The sequence below is a fragment of the Paenibacillus sp. FSL R5-0519 genome, from assembly GCF_037974275.1.
Taxonomy (GTDB): Bacteria; Bacillota; Bacilli; order Paenibacillales; family Paenibacillaceae; genus Paenibacillus.
This window is the reverse complement of record NZ_CP150234.1, coordinates 2207858-2223124: the sequence shown is the minus strand read 5'-3', so window position 1 is coordinate 2223124 and position 15267 is coordinate 2207858. Positions and strand designations below refer to the sequence as shown.

General features: G+C 47.3%; 19 protein-coding genes. 3 read left to right on the top strand and 16 right to left on the bottom strand.

Features of this window, described 5'->3' with window-relative positions; genetic code table 11:
* Positions 1-56 precede the first annotated feature (56 nt).
* The 3 genes from MKY73_RS10170 to MKY73_RS10160 are packed head-to-tail and all read right to left on the bottom strand — an operon-like array spanning position 57 to position 2814.
* Entirely contained in the window at positions 57-1724 is a 1668-nt protein-coding gene (locus tag MKY73_RS10170; protein WP_339307222.1) for a spore germination protein, read from the bottom strand.
* Between the two features lie 24 nt (positions 1725-1748).
* A complete protein-coding gene (locus tag MKY73_RS10165; RefSeq protein ID WP_339235389.1) occupies positions 1749-2177 on the bottom strand; it encodes a stage V sporulation protein AB in 429 nt (142 codons plus the stop codon).
* The gene (locus MKY73_RS10160; RefSeq protein ID WP_339307221.1) at positions 2158-2814 is read right to left on the bottom strand and encodes a stage V sporulation protein AA; all 657 of its coding nucleotides are present in this window, start codon (positions 2812-2814) and stop codon (positions 2158-2160) included. The genes MKY73_RS10165 and MKY73_RS10160 overlap by 20 nt, the downstream gene beginning before the upstream one ends.
* 505 nt (positions 2815-3319) lie before the next feature.
* Between MKY73_RS10160 and MKY73_RS10155 the strand changes: the two genes are divergently transcribed.
* The gene (locus tag MKY73_RS10155; RefSeq protein ID WP_339307220.1) at positions 3320-3697 is read left to right on the top strand and encodes a hypothetical protein; all 378 of its coding nucleotides are present in this window, start codon (positions 3320-3322) and stop codon (positions 3695-3697) included.
* Positions 3698-3820: 123 nt separating this feature from the next.
* On the opposite strand, the gene sigF is transcribed toward MKY73_RS10155, so the two are convergent.
* The 11 genes from sigF to MKY73_RS10100 form a co-directional block, all read right to left on the bottom strand.
* A complete protein-coding gene (sigF, locus tag MKY73_RS10150) occupies positions 3821-4576 on the bottom strand; it encodes an RNA polymerase sporulation sigma factor SigF (protein WP_036607856.1) in 756 nt (251 codons plus the stop codon).
* A gap of 14 nt (positions 4577-4590) precedes the next feature.
* On the bottom strand, positions 4591-5046 hold the full coding sequence (spoIIAB, locus tag MKY73_RS10145) for an anti-sigma F factor (protein WP_036672324.1): 456 nt from the start codon (positions 5044-5046) through the stop codon (positions 4591-4593).
* A complete protein-coding gene (gene spoIIAA, locus MKY73_RS10140) occupies positions 5043-5396 on the bottom strand; it encodes an anti-sigma F factor antagonist (protein WP_017687636.1) in 354 nt (117 codons plus the stop codon). Before spoIIAA ends, spoIIAB begins: the two co-directional genes overlap by 4 nt.
* A 144-nt stretch (positions 5397-5540) precedes the next feature.
* On the bottom strand, positions 5541-6662 hold the full coding sequence (locus MKY73_RS10135; RefSeq protein ID WP_339308547.1) for a D-alanyl-D-alanine carboxypeptidase family protein: 1122 nt from the start codon (positions 6660-6662) through the stop codon (positions 5541-5543).
* 298 nt (positions 6663-6960) lie between these two features.
* Positions 6961-7785, bottom strand: a complete 825-nt coding sequence (locus MKY73_RS10130; protein ID WP_339307219.1) for a purine-nucleoside phosphorylase — start codon at positions 7783-7785, stop codon at positions 6961-6963.
* 178 nt (positions 7786-7963) lie between these two features.
* Positions 7964-8854 carry a tyrosine recombinase gene (locus MKY73_RS10125; protein ID WP_339307217.1) on the bottom strand — a complete coding sequence of 297 codons (891 nt, stop codon included), beginning with the start codon at positions 8852-8854 and terminating at the stop codon, positions 7964-7966.
* Positions 8855-8929: 75 nt separating this feature from the next.
* Positions 8930-9172 (bottom strand): DUF4227 family protein, encoded by a 243-nt coding sequence (locus tag MKY73_RS10120; protein WP_339307216.1) that lies wholly within the window; start codon positions 9170-9172, stop codon positions 8930-8932.
* Between the two features lie 159 nt (positions 9173-9331).
* Positions 9332-9799 (bottom strand): Fur family transcriptional regulator, encoded by a 468-nt coding sequence (locus tag MKY73_RS10115; RefSeq protein WP_090922447.1) that lies wholly within the window; start codon positions 9797-9799, stop codon positions 9332-9334.
* A 107-nt stretch (positions 9800-9906) separates the two neighbouring features.
* Positions 9907-10536 carry a stage II sporulation protein M gene (gene spoIIM / locus MKY73_RS10110; RefSeq protein WP_339256176.1) on the bottom strand — a complete coding sequence of 210 codons (630 nt, stop codon included), beginning with the start codon at positions 10534-10536 and terminating at the stop codon, positions 9907-9909.
* 174 nt (positions 10537-10710) lie between these two features.
* Positions 10711-11931, bottom strand: a complete 1221-nt coding sequence (locus MKY73_RS10105; RefSeq protein WP_339307215.1) for an endonuclease Q family protein — start codon at positions 11929-11931, stop codon at positions 10711-10713.
* Between the two features lie 2 nt (positions 11932-11933).
* Positions 11934-12527 (bottom strand): NUDIX hydrolase, encoded by a 594-nt coding sequence (locus tag MKY73_RS10100; RefSeq protein WP_339307214.1) that lies wholly within the window; start codon positions 12525-12527, stop codon positions 11934-11936.
* A 122-nt stretch (positions 12528-12649) separates the two neighbouring features.
* On the opposite strand from MKY73_RS10100, the gene mciZ reads away from it, so the two are divergent.
* Positions 12650-12796: a Z-ring formation inhibitor MciZ gene (mciZ, locus tag MKY73_RS10095; RefSeq protein ID WP_253438738.1), complete on the top strand. Its 147-nt coding sequence runs from the start codon at positions 12650-12652 to the stop codon at positions 12794-12796.
* 145 nt (positions 12797-12941) lie between these two features.
* On the opposite strand, the gene MKY73_RS10090 is transcribed toward mciZ, so the two are convergent.
* Positions 12942-14075: a tripeptidase T gene (locus MKY73_RS10090; protein WP_339307213.1), complete on the bottom strand. Its 1134-nt coding sequence runs from the start codon at positions 14073-14075 to the stop codon at positions 12942-12944.
* A 305-nt stretch (positions 14076-14380) separates the two neighbouring features.
* On the opposite strand from MKY73_RS10090, the gene prli42 reads away from it, so the two are divergent.
* Entirely contained in the window at positions 14381-14482 is a 102-nt protein-coding gene (gene prli42 / locus MKY73_RS10085; protein WP_017687624.1) for a stressosome-associated protein Prli42, read from the top strand.
* Positions 14483-14508: 26 nt separating this feature from the next.
* On the opposite strand, the gene lipB is transcribed toward prli42, so the two are convergent.
* The gene (gene lipB / locus MKY73_RS10080; protein WP_339307212.1) at positions 14509-15216 is read right to left on the bottom strand and encodes a lipoyl(octanoyl) transferase LipB; all 708 of its coding nucleotides are present in this window, start codon (positions 15214-15216) and stop codon (positions 14509-14511) included.
* Positions 15217-15267: the final 51 nt, after the last annotated feature.

Sequence of the window (15267 nt, the reverse complement as noted above, 5' to 3'; positions counted from 1 at the left end):
TGATTTTACACCAGTATATCAAATTAGGCGGCGAGATGAATGGATTTTTCGGAAGATCATTTGTGTTTTTTACTTTTTCGCAGTTCACCGTCCGGATCATCGGACATTTTGGTGTTGTCACGGGTTTTGTTGAATGATGGACGTTTTTTATTTTCCAGTAAAGGTAGCCGGAATAAAAAGTTGCCCAAGGCCTTTGCATTAAACGGTATAAAAGGCCATAGATACGAAGAATTATACGACCGGTGAACGGTGAGTGCCAATATGAGCAATGTACAGCCAACAACCAATCCCGGAACTTTGAATATCGCTACTGCTATGAGTAAAAACAGTCTGACTAACCTGTTGGCAAGTCCCAACTCGTAACTTGGTGTGGCAAACATTCCAATGGCTGCAATGGCCATATAGAGTACAACCTCATTAACAAAGTATCCCGTTTTCACGGCGATATCTCCAACGAGAATGGCCGCGATTAAACCCATGGCCGATGCCAGAGGTGTAGGTGTATGAACCGCAGCCATCCGCAATAGATCGACACCAAGCTCTATGAGAAGAAACTGCAAAATCAGGGGCAACTTCACATTTTCCTGTGGACCAATGAAGTCCAGCCCCATCGGTTTGAGCGAAGGTTCTATTACCATGAGAAGCCATAGGGGCAGCAAAAACAGCGATATGAGAATCCCTGCAAAACGAACCCATCGTAAATACGTTCCCATCAATGCCGTCTGTCTATTTTCCTCTGCATGTTCACACAGGTCGAAGAACGTCGTTGGCAAAATCATTACACTGGGAGAAGTATCAACGAAAATGACGACTCTGCCCTCCAGCAGATGGGATGCTGTTACATCCGGCCGCTCCGAATATCGAACGAGCGGGAATGGATTCCATCCCTTGTTGATAATCGCTTCCTCCAGCTGTTTATCTGCGGCGGGAATACCATCGATATCCACCCGCTGAATTTTCTCACGGACTGAGTCCACCTGCACTTTATCCACAATATCGTCAATGTATACCACGCAGACATCGGTTTGTGTTCTCCGCCCCACCTGCATGATCTCAAACTTAAGTCCAGGGTCGCGTATTCTTCGGCGCACCAAGGTCACATTGGTGAGGAGGGTTTCCGTAAAGCCATCTCTGGAACCTCGGACTACCCTTTCCAATGAAGGTTCTTCTGGTGAACGAACCGGGTAACTCCGGGTATCCATTACTAGAACCGAGCGATCCCCTTCAACGAACAAAGCACTCATACCTGTAAGAACCTTGTTAATGACCGCACTCATCTTCTCGACTTTTTCCACCTGTATATGGGGAATGTAACAGTCGAAATAAGATTTTAGTGCGTGCTCAGACACCTGATCAGGCGTGAGATAGGTTAACCTTTTTAATACTTCCAGTAGGATCTCATCCTTGGCGAAACCCGTCAAAAGAAGCAATCCTACATGTTTACCACCCAGCACCATCTCTCTCATATCCACATCAAAGGATTCCCCAAGTCCGAGAACTTGCTTGAGCGTATTTTTGTTTTCACTCATCCGAGGGGAAATATCATCATTTTCCTGCCAATACTGTACGGATTCCTCAATACTGTCGGACATCTCATTTTGTTTTTTCTTATTGTACGCTATCTCCTCTTCTTCCTTCTGAATCTCATAAGCAGACTTGTGCAGCATATCTTCTGTTATACCTTCACTATGTTCCTGGCCTGTGTGCTCCGTTCGTTCATCCATCTTCCATCCTCCTATGGCCACGAGTTACCGTTGATATATAAAAAAATCAAACAGGGAACCTGTCATTTTACCCAAAATCATGGCGAGCAGTAATCCAAACAAATAAGGTTTCATGCCCAATCGTTTGGCCAGCACGGGCAGTACATTAAGCACCTCGGTGAGTGCTGCGGCGAGCAGACCGATGAACACACCACAGAACAACCCTACGATCGGGCTAAGCAGCAGTACCCCATGCATTTTCCAATGCCAGAAGTCCGCCACCGTTCCGAGCAGTGAACCACCGATTAGCGCCCCTTCGTACCAGTGAGTCTTGTCATACGTTTGCGTAAGTTGAGCCAACCTGGGAATCATATCGAGCACCAGAATAAGCGCAATTACGCCGCTTCCTACGGCAATTCCTCCGGCAATACCCAATACAATGCTGATTGCTCCATTAAGAACGCTCATCCGCATTCATCTCCCTGCGTTCCTGCTCATGCATCCGTTCGCTTTCCTCGATGACCACAAATTGATCTACATTTTGCTGGTATAGGAACATCTCCACTTCCAGCGGTGTAGGCTCCTCATTCCACTTTTTCTTGAACAAGTGATTAAAAAATACTGCCATTCCGAATCCAATGCCAATCGAATATGCCACTTGGAACAGGTAGGGATGTTCGTCCCGATGCCCAGTGAGCATCTCCACAATTCGAATCTGAACTTCCTGCATGTTCACATCGGCATGAAAATTCATTATGGTTAAGGCTGATCCGAAGAAAAGAAGTAACCACACCAAAATGAACAGGGACTTGGAAGGTTGACCATTTCCCGCGATGACTTCAACCAGCGTATGACCTGATCCCATCAGTTCAACACTGACCTCCGGCAAGATGTGCCGAATTCGGGGAATAATCTGTAATATATCAATGAGGATCAGATTGCCATCCTCCGGTCCAGGACGCAAAAGTTCAAGCTCCAGTAGCCTGCTCTCCTGATTTTCAGAAATGGTCAGTACATGTGCAATGTCTCCAAGCTTGACTGCCCTGCCCCTCTGGATGCGAATGCGGCTGCGCAGTCGAACGTAGACCATTGGAGTGGGCGTCTGAGACATCCATAACACTCCTTTGCTGCGTAATTTAGGTTAGTATTTGAAGAATGTGCAAATTTATTACAAATTGGTTGGAAAAAGATCGTGAGGAGGGTGAGTTGACGCTGCGGGATGGATCGGTCATTGGTCGCTGTTGCTCGGGGGAGGATACACGCAGACACTCCGACGGCAGACCAACCTTCTGATCGCTGTTGTCTCCAAATTCTTCTAATTGATTTCTAAGTGTTAGAAATTTGGAGACAAAGGCGAACGCTTCGCTTCTTCAGGTCTAATCTGCCGCCTGCGTTGCTTATGTATCCATAGATGAGTCCTCACGCTTCGCTCCTTTTGACCGATTCCATCCCTCCACTACCCCTTGTCCTCCCGTTTCCAAAACGTTTGTAATAAATATGTTGGGGAGGGGGCAGGGAGGGAATTGAAAGAGGTGCTTTGCGGTTATTTTGTTCAATACAATGACGCTAATGGTACTGATAGATTGCTAAGTAACTATTTTTAAGGAGGAAAATTCATGAAGTATATCATACTGGTTTTTATGATAGCTATTATTGCAGGATGTGGTGAAAAAATCGACGGAGATCAGATGACGAGTACTGGCGATATTTTAGCGAATGAGATGATTCAAACTGATCCATCTGCAGATCTCTTTTTACTCAAAGATCGAGTGTATGTAAGAAAAGAGGAAATCAAAAACATTGACCAATTAGGTGAAAAGTTAGGAACAATTGAAAACAAATATATAGAAAAGGGAGAATTTAAGGATTTGATGTCTACGCAATTTCCCGTGGGTACAGAAATTTATCAATTCAAAAATGAAAAATCGATAGATCAGGTGATTGTTAAGGAAAATGAAAAACTAATGATCTACCAATCATTAGCTGAAGGATAATCATAATCCCTTGGATGCACAGCCTAACAACAAATAACCTCCCTCGCCATAATGCGCGATAGAAGGTTGTTAGTTGTCGTATATTGGTGTATAAGCGCCAATCATGTTGTCGCAATCCCCGAATCACTGCGCGATCTGGTCGCGGATGGATTGCAGTATTTTTTTCTCCAGACGGGATACCTGCACCTGAGATATGCCCAGCCTGCTGGCAACCTCGGACTGCGTCTGATCCCGGTAATACCGAAGATAGACGATTAATCGCTCCCGCTCACTGAGACCACCGATGGCTTCATTCAGCGCCAGTTTGTCAAACCAACGTTCCTGAGACTCGTCGGCAATCTGATCCATTAACGTGATGGGATCACCGTCATTCTCAAATACCGTCTCATGGATCGAGGTCGGCGGTTTGTTGGCTTCCTGGGCAAATACGACTTCCTCCGGGGTTACTCCCAACTCTGCGGCAACTTCCTTAATCGTTGGCAGTCGATCCAGGTGTTTGGACAGTTCGTCCCTTTTTTTGCGGACTTTATTCGCCATCTCTTTCAGTGAACGACTGACCTTCAGGGTACCGTCATCCCGCAGGAATCGCTGGATTTCTCCGATGATCATCGGTACCGCGTAGGTTGAGAACTTCACGTCATAACTGAGATCAAATTTGTCTACTGACTTGAGCAGACCGATACAACCAATCTGGAACAGATCTTCCGGATCATATCCCCTGTTCATAAAACGCTGTACGACGGACCAGACGAGTCTGATGTTGCAGTTCACCAGCGTATCCCGTGAAACATGGTCACCCGACTGACTGAGCGCAATCAGCCGTTTGACCTCGGCATCGTCCAAATAGGTCTGTGAAGATGGTTTCACTTCAGCATCCATAAGAACACCAACCCCTAATTATACAATGCTTTCTTGGATTCAATCCTTTTTTTCATCTTGATGGAGGTGCCTCTGCCGGGCTCACTGCTGACTTCGAATTCATCCATAAAGTTTTCCATAATGGTGAAGCCCATGCCCGACCGCTCAAGTTCGGGTTTGGACGTATATAACGGCTGCTTGGCTAGTTCAAGATCTTCGATACCTTCACCGCGATCTTCCACAATAATCGTGATCATGTCTTCCCGAATCTCGGCCTGGATGGAGACAACACCTTCAGAGTTGTTGTTGTATCCGTGGATGATGCTGTTGGTCACGGCTTCCGAAATGACCGTCTTCAGGTCACTGAGCTCGTCCATCGTTGGATCAAGCTGGGAGATAAATGCAGCAACGGTTACCCGTGCAAACGATTCATTCTCTGACTTGGCCGCGAATTGCAGATTCATGAAATTTGTCCCTGTTCCTTCATTCATGAGACGACCTCCAGACCTGAGAGAGCAGTTCCCTCATTTTCGTATATCGGCATTATCTTGAACAGCCCCGACATTTCCAGCAAACGGTACACCGGCGAATTGACGTCACAGACCACCATCTTGCCGCCTTTGTTCTTAATGAGCTTGTATCTTCCCAAAATGACACCCAGGCCCGAACTGTCCATAAATTGCAGATCTTTCAGGCTGAGTACCAGATGCTCGCTTTGTCTCCGCTGGATGGCTTCATCCATTTGCATCCGTACCATGTCAGCTGTATGGTGATCCAGCTCCCCGGATAATCGTACAATCAGAATCCCGCGATGGTGTTCCATTTCCACATGCAAGTTCACGTTTGCCCACTCTCCTCCCTGTCTTGAACAAGGATTTCTACGTATCCAAAGGCTTTTCCTGCCCCCCGACAAAACTAGAAGAAAACCCCTATTTAACTACAAAATATGTTCGAAGGATGCCGAACAACTCGCGTAATTCGCCTTTTAATCAAACAGGTTGGACGTAGTCCGTTTAAACAGCTTCCACCAGCCAGCTTTATTCACGTCCTGTGGAGCCTGAATGTCGAATTCCTTAATGACGTCATTGCCCTGGTACACCACCAGTTTACCTATACTTTGTCCAGCCTTGATCGGAGCTTTCAATTCTTTGGCAACCAGCAATTCATGCCGAATGTCATTGGATTTGGCTCCTTTGCGCATCAGCACACTATAATTTTGCGTGGCATTCAGAGGCAATTCGGCAACTTCGCCTTTTTCGATCTTCAGACTGCCCAGCAGATCCCCTGCCTTGTAGAGAGCCTTCATCGTATATTGACTAAAGGCATAATCAAACATCGATGACACTTCGCTATTTCGTGTTTTGGTATTTGGTTCACCAAGTACCACGGAAACGACACGCAGTCCGTCCTTGGACGCTGTTGCGGACAGGCAGAACTTTGCTTCGGACGTATAACCTGTTTTCAAACCATCTGCCCCTTCATAAAAACGAACCAGCTTGTTCGTGTTCACCAGCCAGAATGGCTTTTCCGAGTCTTTGCGAAGATAATCCTGATAGGCACCGGTATACTTCGTAATCCCGGAATGCTTCAGCAGTTCACGACTCATGACGGCAATGTCGTGAGCTGACGAATAATGATTATCCACCGGCAGACCGTTACAGTTGGCAAAATGAGTATCCTTCATGCCAAGCTCCTTCGCACGCTCATTCATCAGCTGTACAAAGGATTCCTCCGAACCAGCAATCTTCTCAGCCATAGCCACTGAGGCATCATTGCCTGAAGCCATCGCGATCCCTTTTAACATGTCATCAACGGTCATCTCTTCCCCAGGCTCCAGGAAAATCTGCGAACCGCCCATGGAAGCTGCATATTCGCTCGTTCTTACTTTATCTGTCAGCTTCAGCTTGCCGGAGTCGATCGCTTCGATTGTAAGCAGCATGGTCATAATTTTTGTAATGCTCGCCGGAGGCAGCTGATCATGACTGTTTTTCTCATATATGACGGTTCCTGTGTCCGCATCCATTAGGATCGCAGAGCGTGCCGACGGGGCAAGATCCGTCCCTCCCGCTGCCTTCGGTGTTTCTTCAGCCAATGCCGTTGATGCCATAAGGGACAGCAGGATACAAAGGGTCATGAACGATGCCATTATTCTTTTCTTCACAAGGTTACCTCCTCAAATGACTTGCTTACTGCATGTTCCATGCATGTACTGCTAATCATTGTCGGCCCGTTTCCAGTAAATTATTCCATGTAAAGCATGATTTTCCGAACTTTTATTGAAAATGTGATCAAAGCGAAAAAAACGCACTTTACTCAACGCATGAGTAAGCGGACGTTCAACACAACAAAAAAAGGTTACCCCCGATGATTTCTCATTCGAAGAGGTAACCTTCTCCAACTCTTGCTTACATTTGAGGAATAACAGCCAATACCAGCGCCAGGAACGACTCACGAACACGCTCCGTCGTTTCCATCACCTCATCATGTGACAGCGGCTGGTCCAGAATTCCGGCAGCCATGTTACTGATACAGGATATACCGAGCACTTCCAGACCTGCATGGCGTGCCACGATCACTTCAGATACAGTGGACATGCCCACGGCGTCTGCGCCCAATGTACGCAGCATTTTGATCTCTGCTGGTGTCTCGTAGTTCGGACCAAGCATACCTGCGTATACCCCTTCACGTACGTTAAAACCTTGTGAAGCCGCCGTATCCTTCGCCAGCGCACGCAAACGGCGGCTATAGGCTTCGGATAGATCAGGGAATCGCACGCCCAGGGCAGCGTCATTGGGTCCGATCAGTGGATTTTTGCCTGTAAGATTCAAGTGATCAGAGATCAGCATCAAGTCTCCAGCTTCATACGACGTGTTCACGCCGCCCGCTGCATTGGTTACAAGCAAGCTGCTTACACCCAGTTCTTTCATTACTCGTACCGGGAAAGCTGTCAATTCCGGACCATATCCTTCGTACATGTGGAAGCGGCCTTTCATCATTACGACTGGACGGCCTTTAATGGTGCCGACCAATAGCTCACCTTCATGTCCTTCTACTGTGGACACTGGAAAATGTGGAATATTCTGATAAGCGATGCTTACGCCATCTTCAATCAGTTCTGCCAGTACGCCAAGACCCGAACCCAAAATCAAACCGACTTCCGGCTTGATGGAGCTTTTGCTTTGAATATAAGATGCTGCTTCCGAAATCATTTGTTGGTTTAATGCTGTCATGCGATGTATGTTCCTCCTTGAGTTGAAACGATCCGTCTATAGACGCATTTTGCAAAATCTATTCAATCCGAATTTATGCAAACTGCTTATGTATAACGGCGTTTGGATGTATTCAATTTATTTTATCCTAAATCGGCCCGATGTTCCGCATTTATTTGTGAATGTCATGCGTCAAAATCTATCTTGCCCTCGGATGATGGGTTTCATAGATTTCTTTCATCGTTTTGCGACCATGGTTGCCATATTGTTGCCCTGGCTGCTCCACGTGACCCAGCATGTCCTGAACCGCACGTGTATCCGCCCCATTAGCAATCAGGTGTGCCGCAAAGGAATGACGCAGTGTATGCGGTGTGATTTCGTCCGAGATTCCTGCGTCCACTGCTGCTTTTTTGAGCAGCTTCCAGAAGCCCTGGCGAGTTAAACGTCTGCCAGATACATTCACGAACAGTGCCTGCTCGTCCGAATCGGTTTTGAGCAATTTGTTGCGGAATTCCTCCACATATACACTTGCCCAATGTGCAGCGGGTGCACCAATGGGAAGAATGCGTTCTTTGCCCGCTCCACCGCATCGTATAAAACGCATGCCTGGCTGTACATCCCGAATATCCAGCGCAATCAGTTCCGATACCCGAATACCTGTAGCATATAACAGTTCAAGCATCGCTCGATCTCTCACACCCTGCGGTGAACGAATATCAGGCGCTGTCAGCAGTTGTTCGATCTCCTGTATGCTTAATACCTGTGGTGGCGACTTGTCCGCCTTGGGAGCTTCCACATCAAACGTAGGGTCCTGTATAATCTCCCCCCGGCGCATCAAAAAGTGAAAGTAGGAGCGCAGTGATACGATGCTGCGGGCAATGGTTGCGTTGGCACGTCCTGCCTGTTTGAGCTGACCTGCAAACAGGACGACATGCGTGCGTCTGACCTGATCGGCTTTGCGTATGCCAAATTCCTTATCTGCAAATTCAATGAACTTGTCCACGTCTCGGAGATACGATTCAAGCGTGCTGCTCGACATCCCTTTATCATCTTCCAAGTATAAGGCATAGGCGTGTATCGTCTGTTTCATGTACAACGCTCCTCAACTGACAGATCTGCCGCTTTGGCAGACTGCTCCCGTATTTGCATCCCTGACTGTTCGAAGCTACTCCCCGTACCAATAGAACAAACGGAGACGCTCTGCCATCGTAGGACGTCCTTCTCCATTACCCGGCCAATCCGTTTCCTGAAATACTTTGATTGCATTGCCAGTCGGCATCTGATACTGGTCCACAGGTGAGATCCAGCCATTGAACAGATCCAGAACATGATAGAACAGATAGACTAGTGCAGCAAAAAATATAATAAATCGAATAAAATGGAGCCCTCTCCGCACTGATATAATCATGGGTATATCCCCCTTCTGATTCAAATCCGGTAATGTCCTTGACTCAGGGTATGTCCATAAACACAAGTTTATGCCATTCGGGGTAAACTCCAGATCACGTCCGGTGCCAAAAAAGCTCTCCCGTCAAAACCGCCGGTGAGAGCTTGAAGATATGCTATGTTATTCTTCATCTTTGGGTTTTTGTTCATTTTTAGCTTTGCAACGATAACAAATTCCATGAAAATCCAGTCGGTGATCTACTACCGAAAAGTTGAATTCCCGCTCCAAACGCTCTTCAAGCGGTCCAAGCCAGTCTTCACGTATTTCATCCATACTTCCGCATTGAACACAGATTAAGTGATGATGGTGATGCTTGGATGTATCTCCGCGCAGATCATAACGCGCTACACCGTCGCCGAAGTTGATTTTCTCTACAACATGCAGCTCACTCAGCAGTTCGAGGGTACGGTACACGGTTGCCAGACCGATTTCGGGAGCCTTTTCTTTAACGAGCATGAATACGTCTTCTGCGCTCAGATGATCTTCTTCATTCTCAAGAAGTACTCTTACGGTGGCTTCCCGCTGGGGCGTTAATTTATATCCTTGGGACTGTAGTTGCTGCTTAATTTTATCAATCCGTGCTTCCATTTTCTCCCTCCCCCTAGGAAATCACTGCACACTGCAACTTAACCCACTCTTTTCATTATAGGGGGAGTGCATAATTAAAGTCAACATTTTACACTATGCAATGCACGTTATGCCGGTAGTAGCATTGGCGTGACCCAGCGCATCATCGCAGGTGTAACCCATGTTTCAAAAGACGCCACGCCGAGCAGCATTGCAGCCATAACCAAAGTTAACACTATATATGAAGCAAACGGCCTTTGTCGACCAGGTGTTCGCTGCATCAAAACACGATTGCGAATGATGTATAGCGAGAATGTCATCGCCGCCACACTGCAGATCAGAAGGATTGGAATGACAAATAGATTATGTGGTGCCACGGAAACCAGTGCAAACAGCAGCCCTTTCCAAGAATACTGTCCAACCAGGTAACCCACAGTGAATCCAATGAGCACACCTTTCAGAAAATCCAGAACCAGTATACCAGGCAGTCCAACGACGGATAAACCCAGAATAAAGATTAGACCTACCCATTTCAGATGAAGCATGGCGATGTCCCAATAGGCCCCGGTCTCTGTCACCTGCGCACTATGCTGCACGGTCATGAAGAAATTACCGAGATAACCCTCCAGATCCTGGCGTTGATCAAGAGACAATGCATTCACCATAAGCGCGCCAAAAATGACGCCGACCAGAAACAAGACAGCCACGAATACATATAACGAAGTCTGACCTTTAAATGTAAAGTAGGATGAGCGCATACAGGTACGAGTCCCCTTTCCGGTATCATGCTGCAAGGATTCTCAGTTACATCCTCATAGTCATTCTTATGAATCGGAATGCACCTGTATGACTTCTTGTCCAGATTGGTTCCCTGTATGGTGTAAGCTATATGAGTTGAACCTCGGAATATAACTACAGCATATTTACACGAGTCACTCCGTGGCTCTTTCCTGAACAGCAACTTTACCGTACGTTCCTCCACCACCAGAGGACAATTCCAGTTGCCCATTCCTTGCAGCCACGATCAAGCCAGCCAGCACAGGTCCAACAACCGCAGCAAGTTCTTCCTCACGCGTGCGATGAAGGATGTTCATTTCCGTACCAAAATGGTCCAGTAACTGGCGCAATTTGGCTTTGCCAAGTCCCGGAATGAACTCCAGTGGTACCTGATAATGATAGGAGGGTCTGTTTGCAGGAACACGAGGACTATCCCGATCAGAGATGGCCAGAATGCGGTCCAATACCCCTTGAACCAGCTTAAGACTGCCACAGTGAGGACAACGCTCTGCCGACATTGCTTGATCGTCCATAATACTGCCACACGCTGCACAGTAGGTACGGTGATATTTGCCCAGCCTTGGATTCAGTCCATAATTGGCAGCAATGCTCCTGCCGGCTTCTCCTTGGAGTGCCATACGGAATTCATCAAAAGAAGGGGCAGCAACTTGCAATTCGTTATACTCCCGTCCAATTTTACCAAGTGAATGTGCATCCGAATTGGTCAGGAACGGCACATGATCCAGCTCCCGAATATAACTGGCCATGGATGAGTCTGAGCTTAACCCCAGTTCTACCGCATCCACAATACGGGTATCCAGCACATCGCCCATACGGGGGGCTGTACTGCCATAGATGCCTTTATGCGGTGTAAATACATGTGCAGGCACAATTAGTCCACCACGTGCCTTAATCTCTGCCTGCATCTCTAGAGCGGGCACGTATACCCGCTGAGAACTGAGATTCACATTTTTCATATAACGTTTCATCCAGTCCGTGAAGGACTTCATCGTTTTCAGATCACGGAAGTATGCGAGCATATGGAACTCACGCATTTCAGGCTCGCGCAGCTCAATCTCTGTACCCAGCAGAATGGTGGTGTCCTGGTAGGCAATACCGCCCCCCTCAATCTCGGACATCGTACCGTTCTCCAGCAATTGCTCGATATCCATCTGTACAACCGGCGAATGACAATCAATCACACCCAGCAAATGAATTCCTTTGCGATCCGATGCTTCCCGGGCAATATTCTCAAATGTCAGATCGCGACTACCACTGATTTTTACGGCCTCGCCGCGAGAGGTTCGTCCGATGTGAATATGAAGGTCTGTATAACAGGGCTCCCACATCGTGGACGTTTTCAGTTGGTCATTCATCCCTAGAACCGTCCTGTCGTTCTGTAGAGGTCCCACGCGTACACAGCCATCATCGTTTTGGCATCACTAATCCGGTTATCGTCCATGAGTGCGTAGGCTTCCTCCAGTGTGATCTCGGATACTTCAAGGAATTCATCTTCGTCCAGTTCCATATCTCCGGCTTCCAACTCTTCAGCAATGTATAGATGAATGATCTCATCTGCGAACCCCGGTGAGGTGTAGAACGAACGCAGATGACGCAGCGACTTGGCCACATATCCCGTCTCTTCTCGCAATTCACGTGCGGCAGCCACTTCCGGCTCTTCTCCAGGGTCCAGTTTTCCCGCAGGAATCTCCACTTCGGTGCGTCCCATTGCCTGACGATACTGATCCACTACAAGCATACGATCCCCATTCAGAGCGAGTACAGCTACCGCTCCAGGGTGCCGGATTATCTCACGTGTAGCCGTCTCACCGTTCGGCAGTTTAACCGTATCGACCTGTAGTGAAATCACTTTCCCCTCGAAGATGGGCTTGGTGGATACGGTCACTTCATCCAACTTCGGATTGGCAGGTTGCGCTGCATGGATGGATTGGGCAGATTGGTTTGGTTTCATTCGTTCTTCAACTCCATATCGTTGGATTATATATTCGGTTAATGTATAAATCTCTGATTTTGGGCATATGGTGAGCGTATAGAACTCTCACAGCAAATATAAACAATTCAGGGGGAATTTTGATGAACAGTTATTTGACGCCTAAATCCGTACACGTGGTAGGACAAGCCCGGCAAGTACAGCTCATCCTTAAGCAATGGTTGCACGAGTGGGGACCGGATGCCAAATTAAGTGATCTGCTCGCTGGACGCAAATCAATGGGGCATTGATCTATTCAGCCATGGACACATGTTTCATCCAATATTAACGAGTCTTCTCCCTTGAAATATAACATGATTTCACAAAAAGTCCGAATCCGTACAGACCGGGTTCGGACTTTTGTCTAAGAACATATGAGGTAACATGTGCAGTATCTTATTTCTTGCCGGCTGCCGTTTCTTGAATAATTGCCACCACCACTTGGGACAACTTCACAATATCTTCGGCACGAATACGTTCTTTGGTTGTATGAATATCCTCATACCCTACCGCCAGATTCGCGGTTGGAATACCAAATCCGTTAAAGATGTTGGCATCACTGCCCCCACCAGAAGCGAACGTACTTGTCTCCAGTCCAAGACTGCGGATGGCACGCTGTGCAAGTTGTACAACTTCGTGTTCATCATGGAAACCAAATGCAGGATACAGAATCTCGCTTCTGAATTCAGCCGTTGCACCGTATTTGCGACATGTCGTTTCCAGCGCATCGCGCATCTGTGCAACCTGCAACTCAACTTTCTCCTGCACAATACTGCGGGCTTCCGCTTCAAGCTGTACAAAGTCACATACCACGTTGAGTGCTGATCCACCCTGGAATTTGCCGATGTTTGCTGTTGTCTCATCATCAATTCGTCCAAGCTTCATCGCTGCAATGGCTTTGGCAGCAACCTGAATGGCGCTGATCCCGTCTTCCGGGTTCACGCCCGCATGTGCGGACTTCCCATAGATGCTCATTTGGATTTCAGCTCTGGCCGGTGCAGCTACACAGATCGTACCTACAGCTCCGTTGGAATCCAACGCATAGCCGAATTCGGCATCGATATCCTTCGGATTCATGGCACGTGCGCCCACCAGGCCAGACTCTTCGCCCACCGTAATGACGAATTGAATTTTACCATGTGGAATCTTGTTCTCCTGAATCACACGAATCGCTTCGAACAATGCCGCAATCCCTGCTTTATCATCTGCTCCCAGGATCGTTGTTCCATCACTGCGAATCCAGCCATCTTCACCCAGTTCAGGTTTAATGCCCTGTCCCGGCGTTACGGTGTCCATATGACATGTGAAAAAGATCGGTGCAACGCCATCTGTTCCTTCGGCCTCCCAGGTAATGACAAGGTTTCCCGCGCCATGCCCGGTTTGCTCCATGGTATCGTCCTCATAGACATGAAGACCAAGCTCTGCAAACTGTTCTTTTAACACCTTTGAGATGTTCTGTTCATTTTTTGTTTCACTATCCATCTGCACCAATTCCATGAACTGATCGATAACACGTTGTTGTTTAATCATAGGACTTTCCTCCCTCTCGTGGATACGGTACAATACAATTACTATGGCTTGTTTACTTTTTATGAGGTTGTTCAAAAAGTCCGCTTTTGATTACGAAGGATGCCTGGCGGCATCATCAGCTTTGAATATGGAATTCAGCCGAAATAAGCAGAGGCTTACGAAGTATGTTTCCTTTGGAAACATTGTGGTTGCTCACGTAGTTTCCCTACGCTCCGCTACTCCATTTCTAGCTTCATCCCATCTTCTTGGTACTGAAAACCGATCTTTTTGAACACACACTTTATGTTGAAAGGAGTTCTCTTATCATGCAAAAAAAGAAATGGTTCAAAATCATCATCTATCTCATGCTGATCGCCATGATCGGGTCCACCCTTTTCATCGCTCTCGAACCGTTGCTGTTCGGATAGCCACATGAAGCCTTTCGACGAACTGTTTACAGACGTTGAAGGGCTTCTTTTTCGCTAATCCAATTGATTTGATATGGAAAAATGCGATTAAAGTACGGAACAATCTCGCGTGCTACCTGCTCCACTGTATAAGACTTGCCCGTGATATCCTCCAGTGAGGTAACGCCATATTGCTCAATTCCACAAGGAACAATCCCCTGAAAACCAGCATGTTGAATGCCTGAGCTGATGTTAAAGGCAAACCCATGACTGGTCACGAAACCGCGGCGATGTTTGCAGCGATTAAACTTGATGCCAATTGCAGCAATCTTCATATCGCCGATCCACACACCCGTATAACCCTCTTTGCGTCCGGCTTCGATGCTTTGGTCTGCGAGATAATCTATAAGTACCTGCTCAAGTTTCCGCAAATATCCGTGTAGATCCAAGTCTTCATCCCGACCAAGAATCAATAACGGGTAACCTACCAACTGGCCCGGGCCATGATAAGTAATATCACCGCCCCGATCAATTTGAAACAAAGAAATCCCTTGCTCACGCAACTCTTCCGGACTGAGAAGCAGATGCTCCGGATGATTTTGTGAACCGATCGTATACGTTGGCGGGTGTTGTAAAAGCAGCATCTGCTCGGCTCCCTCGCCCTCGTCCAATCGCTGCACAATCGCTTTCTGGCGGTTCCAAGCCTCTTCATAATCAAGCATCGGTATGTATGCAACATCCAGCGGCTTGCTCATGATTCCCCACACCCTTCTGCTTCAGGTTCAATGTACAATTGAGCACTTGTC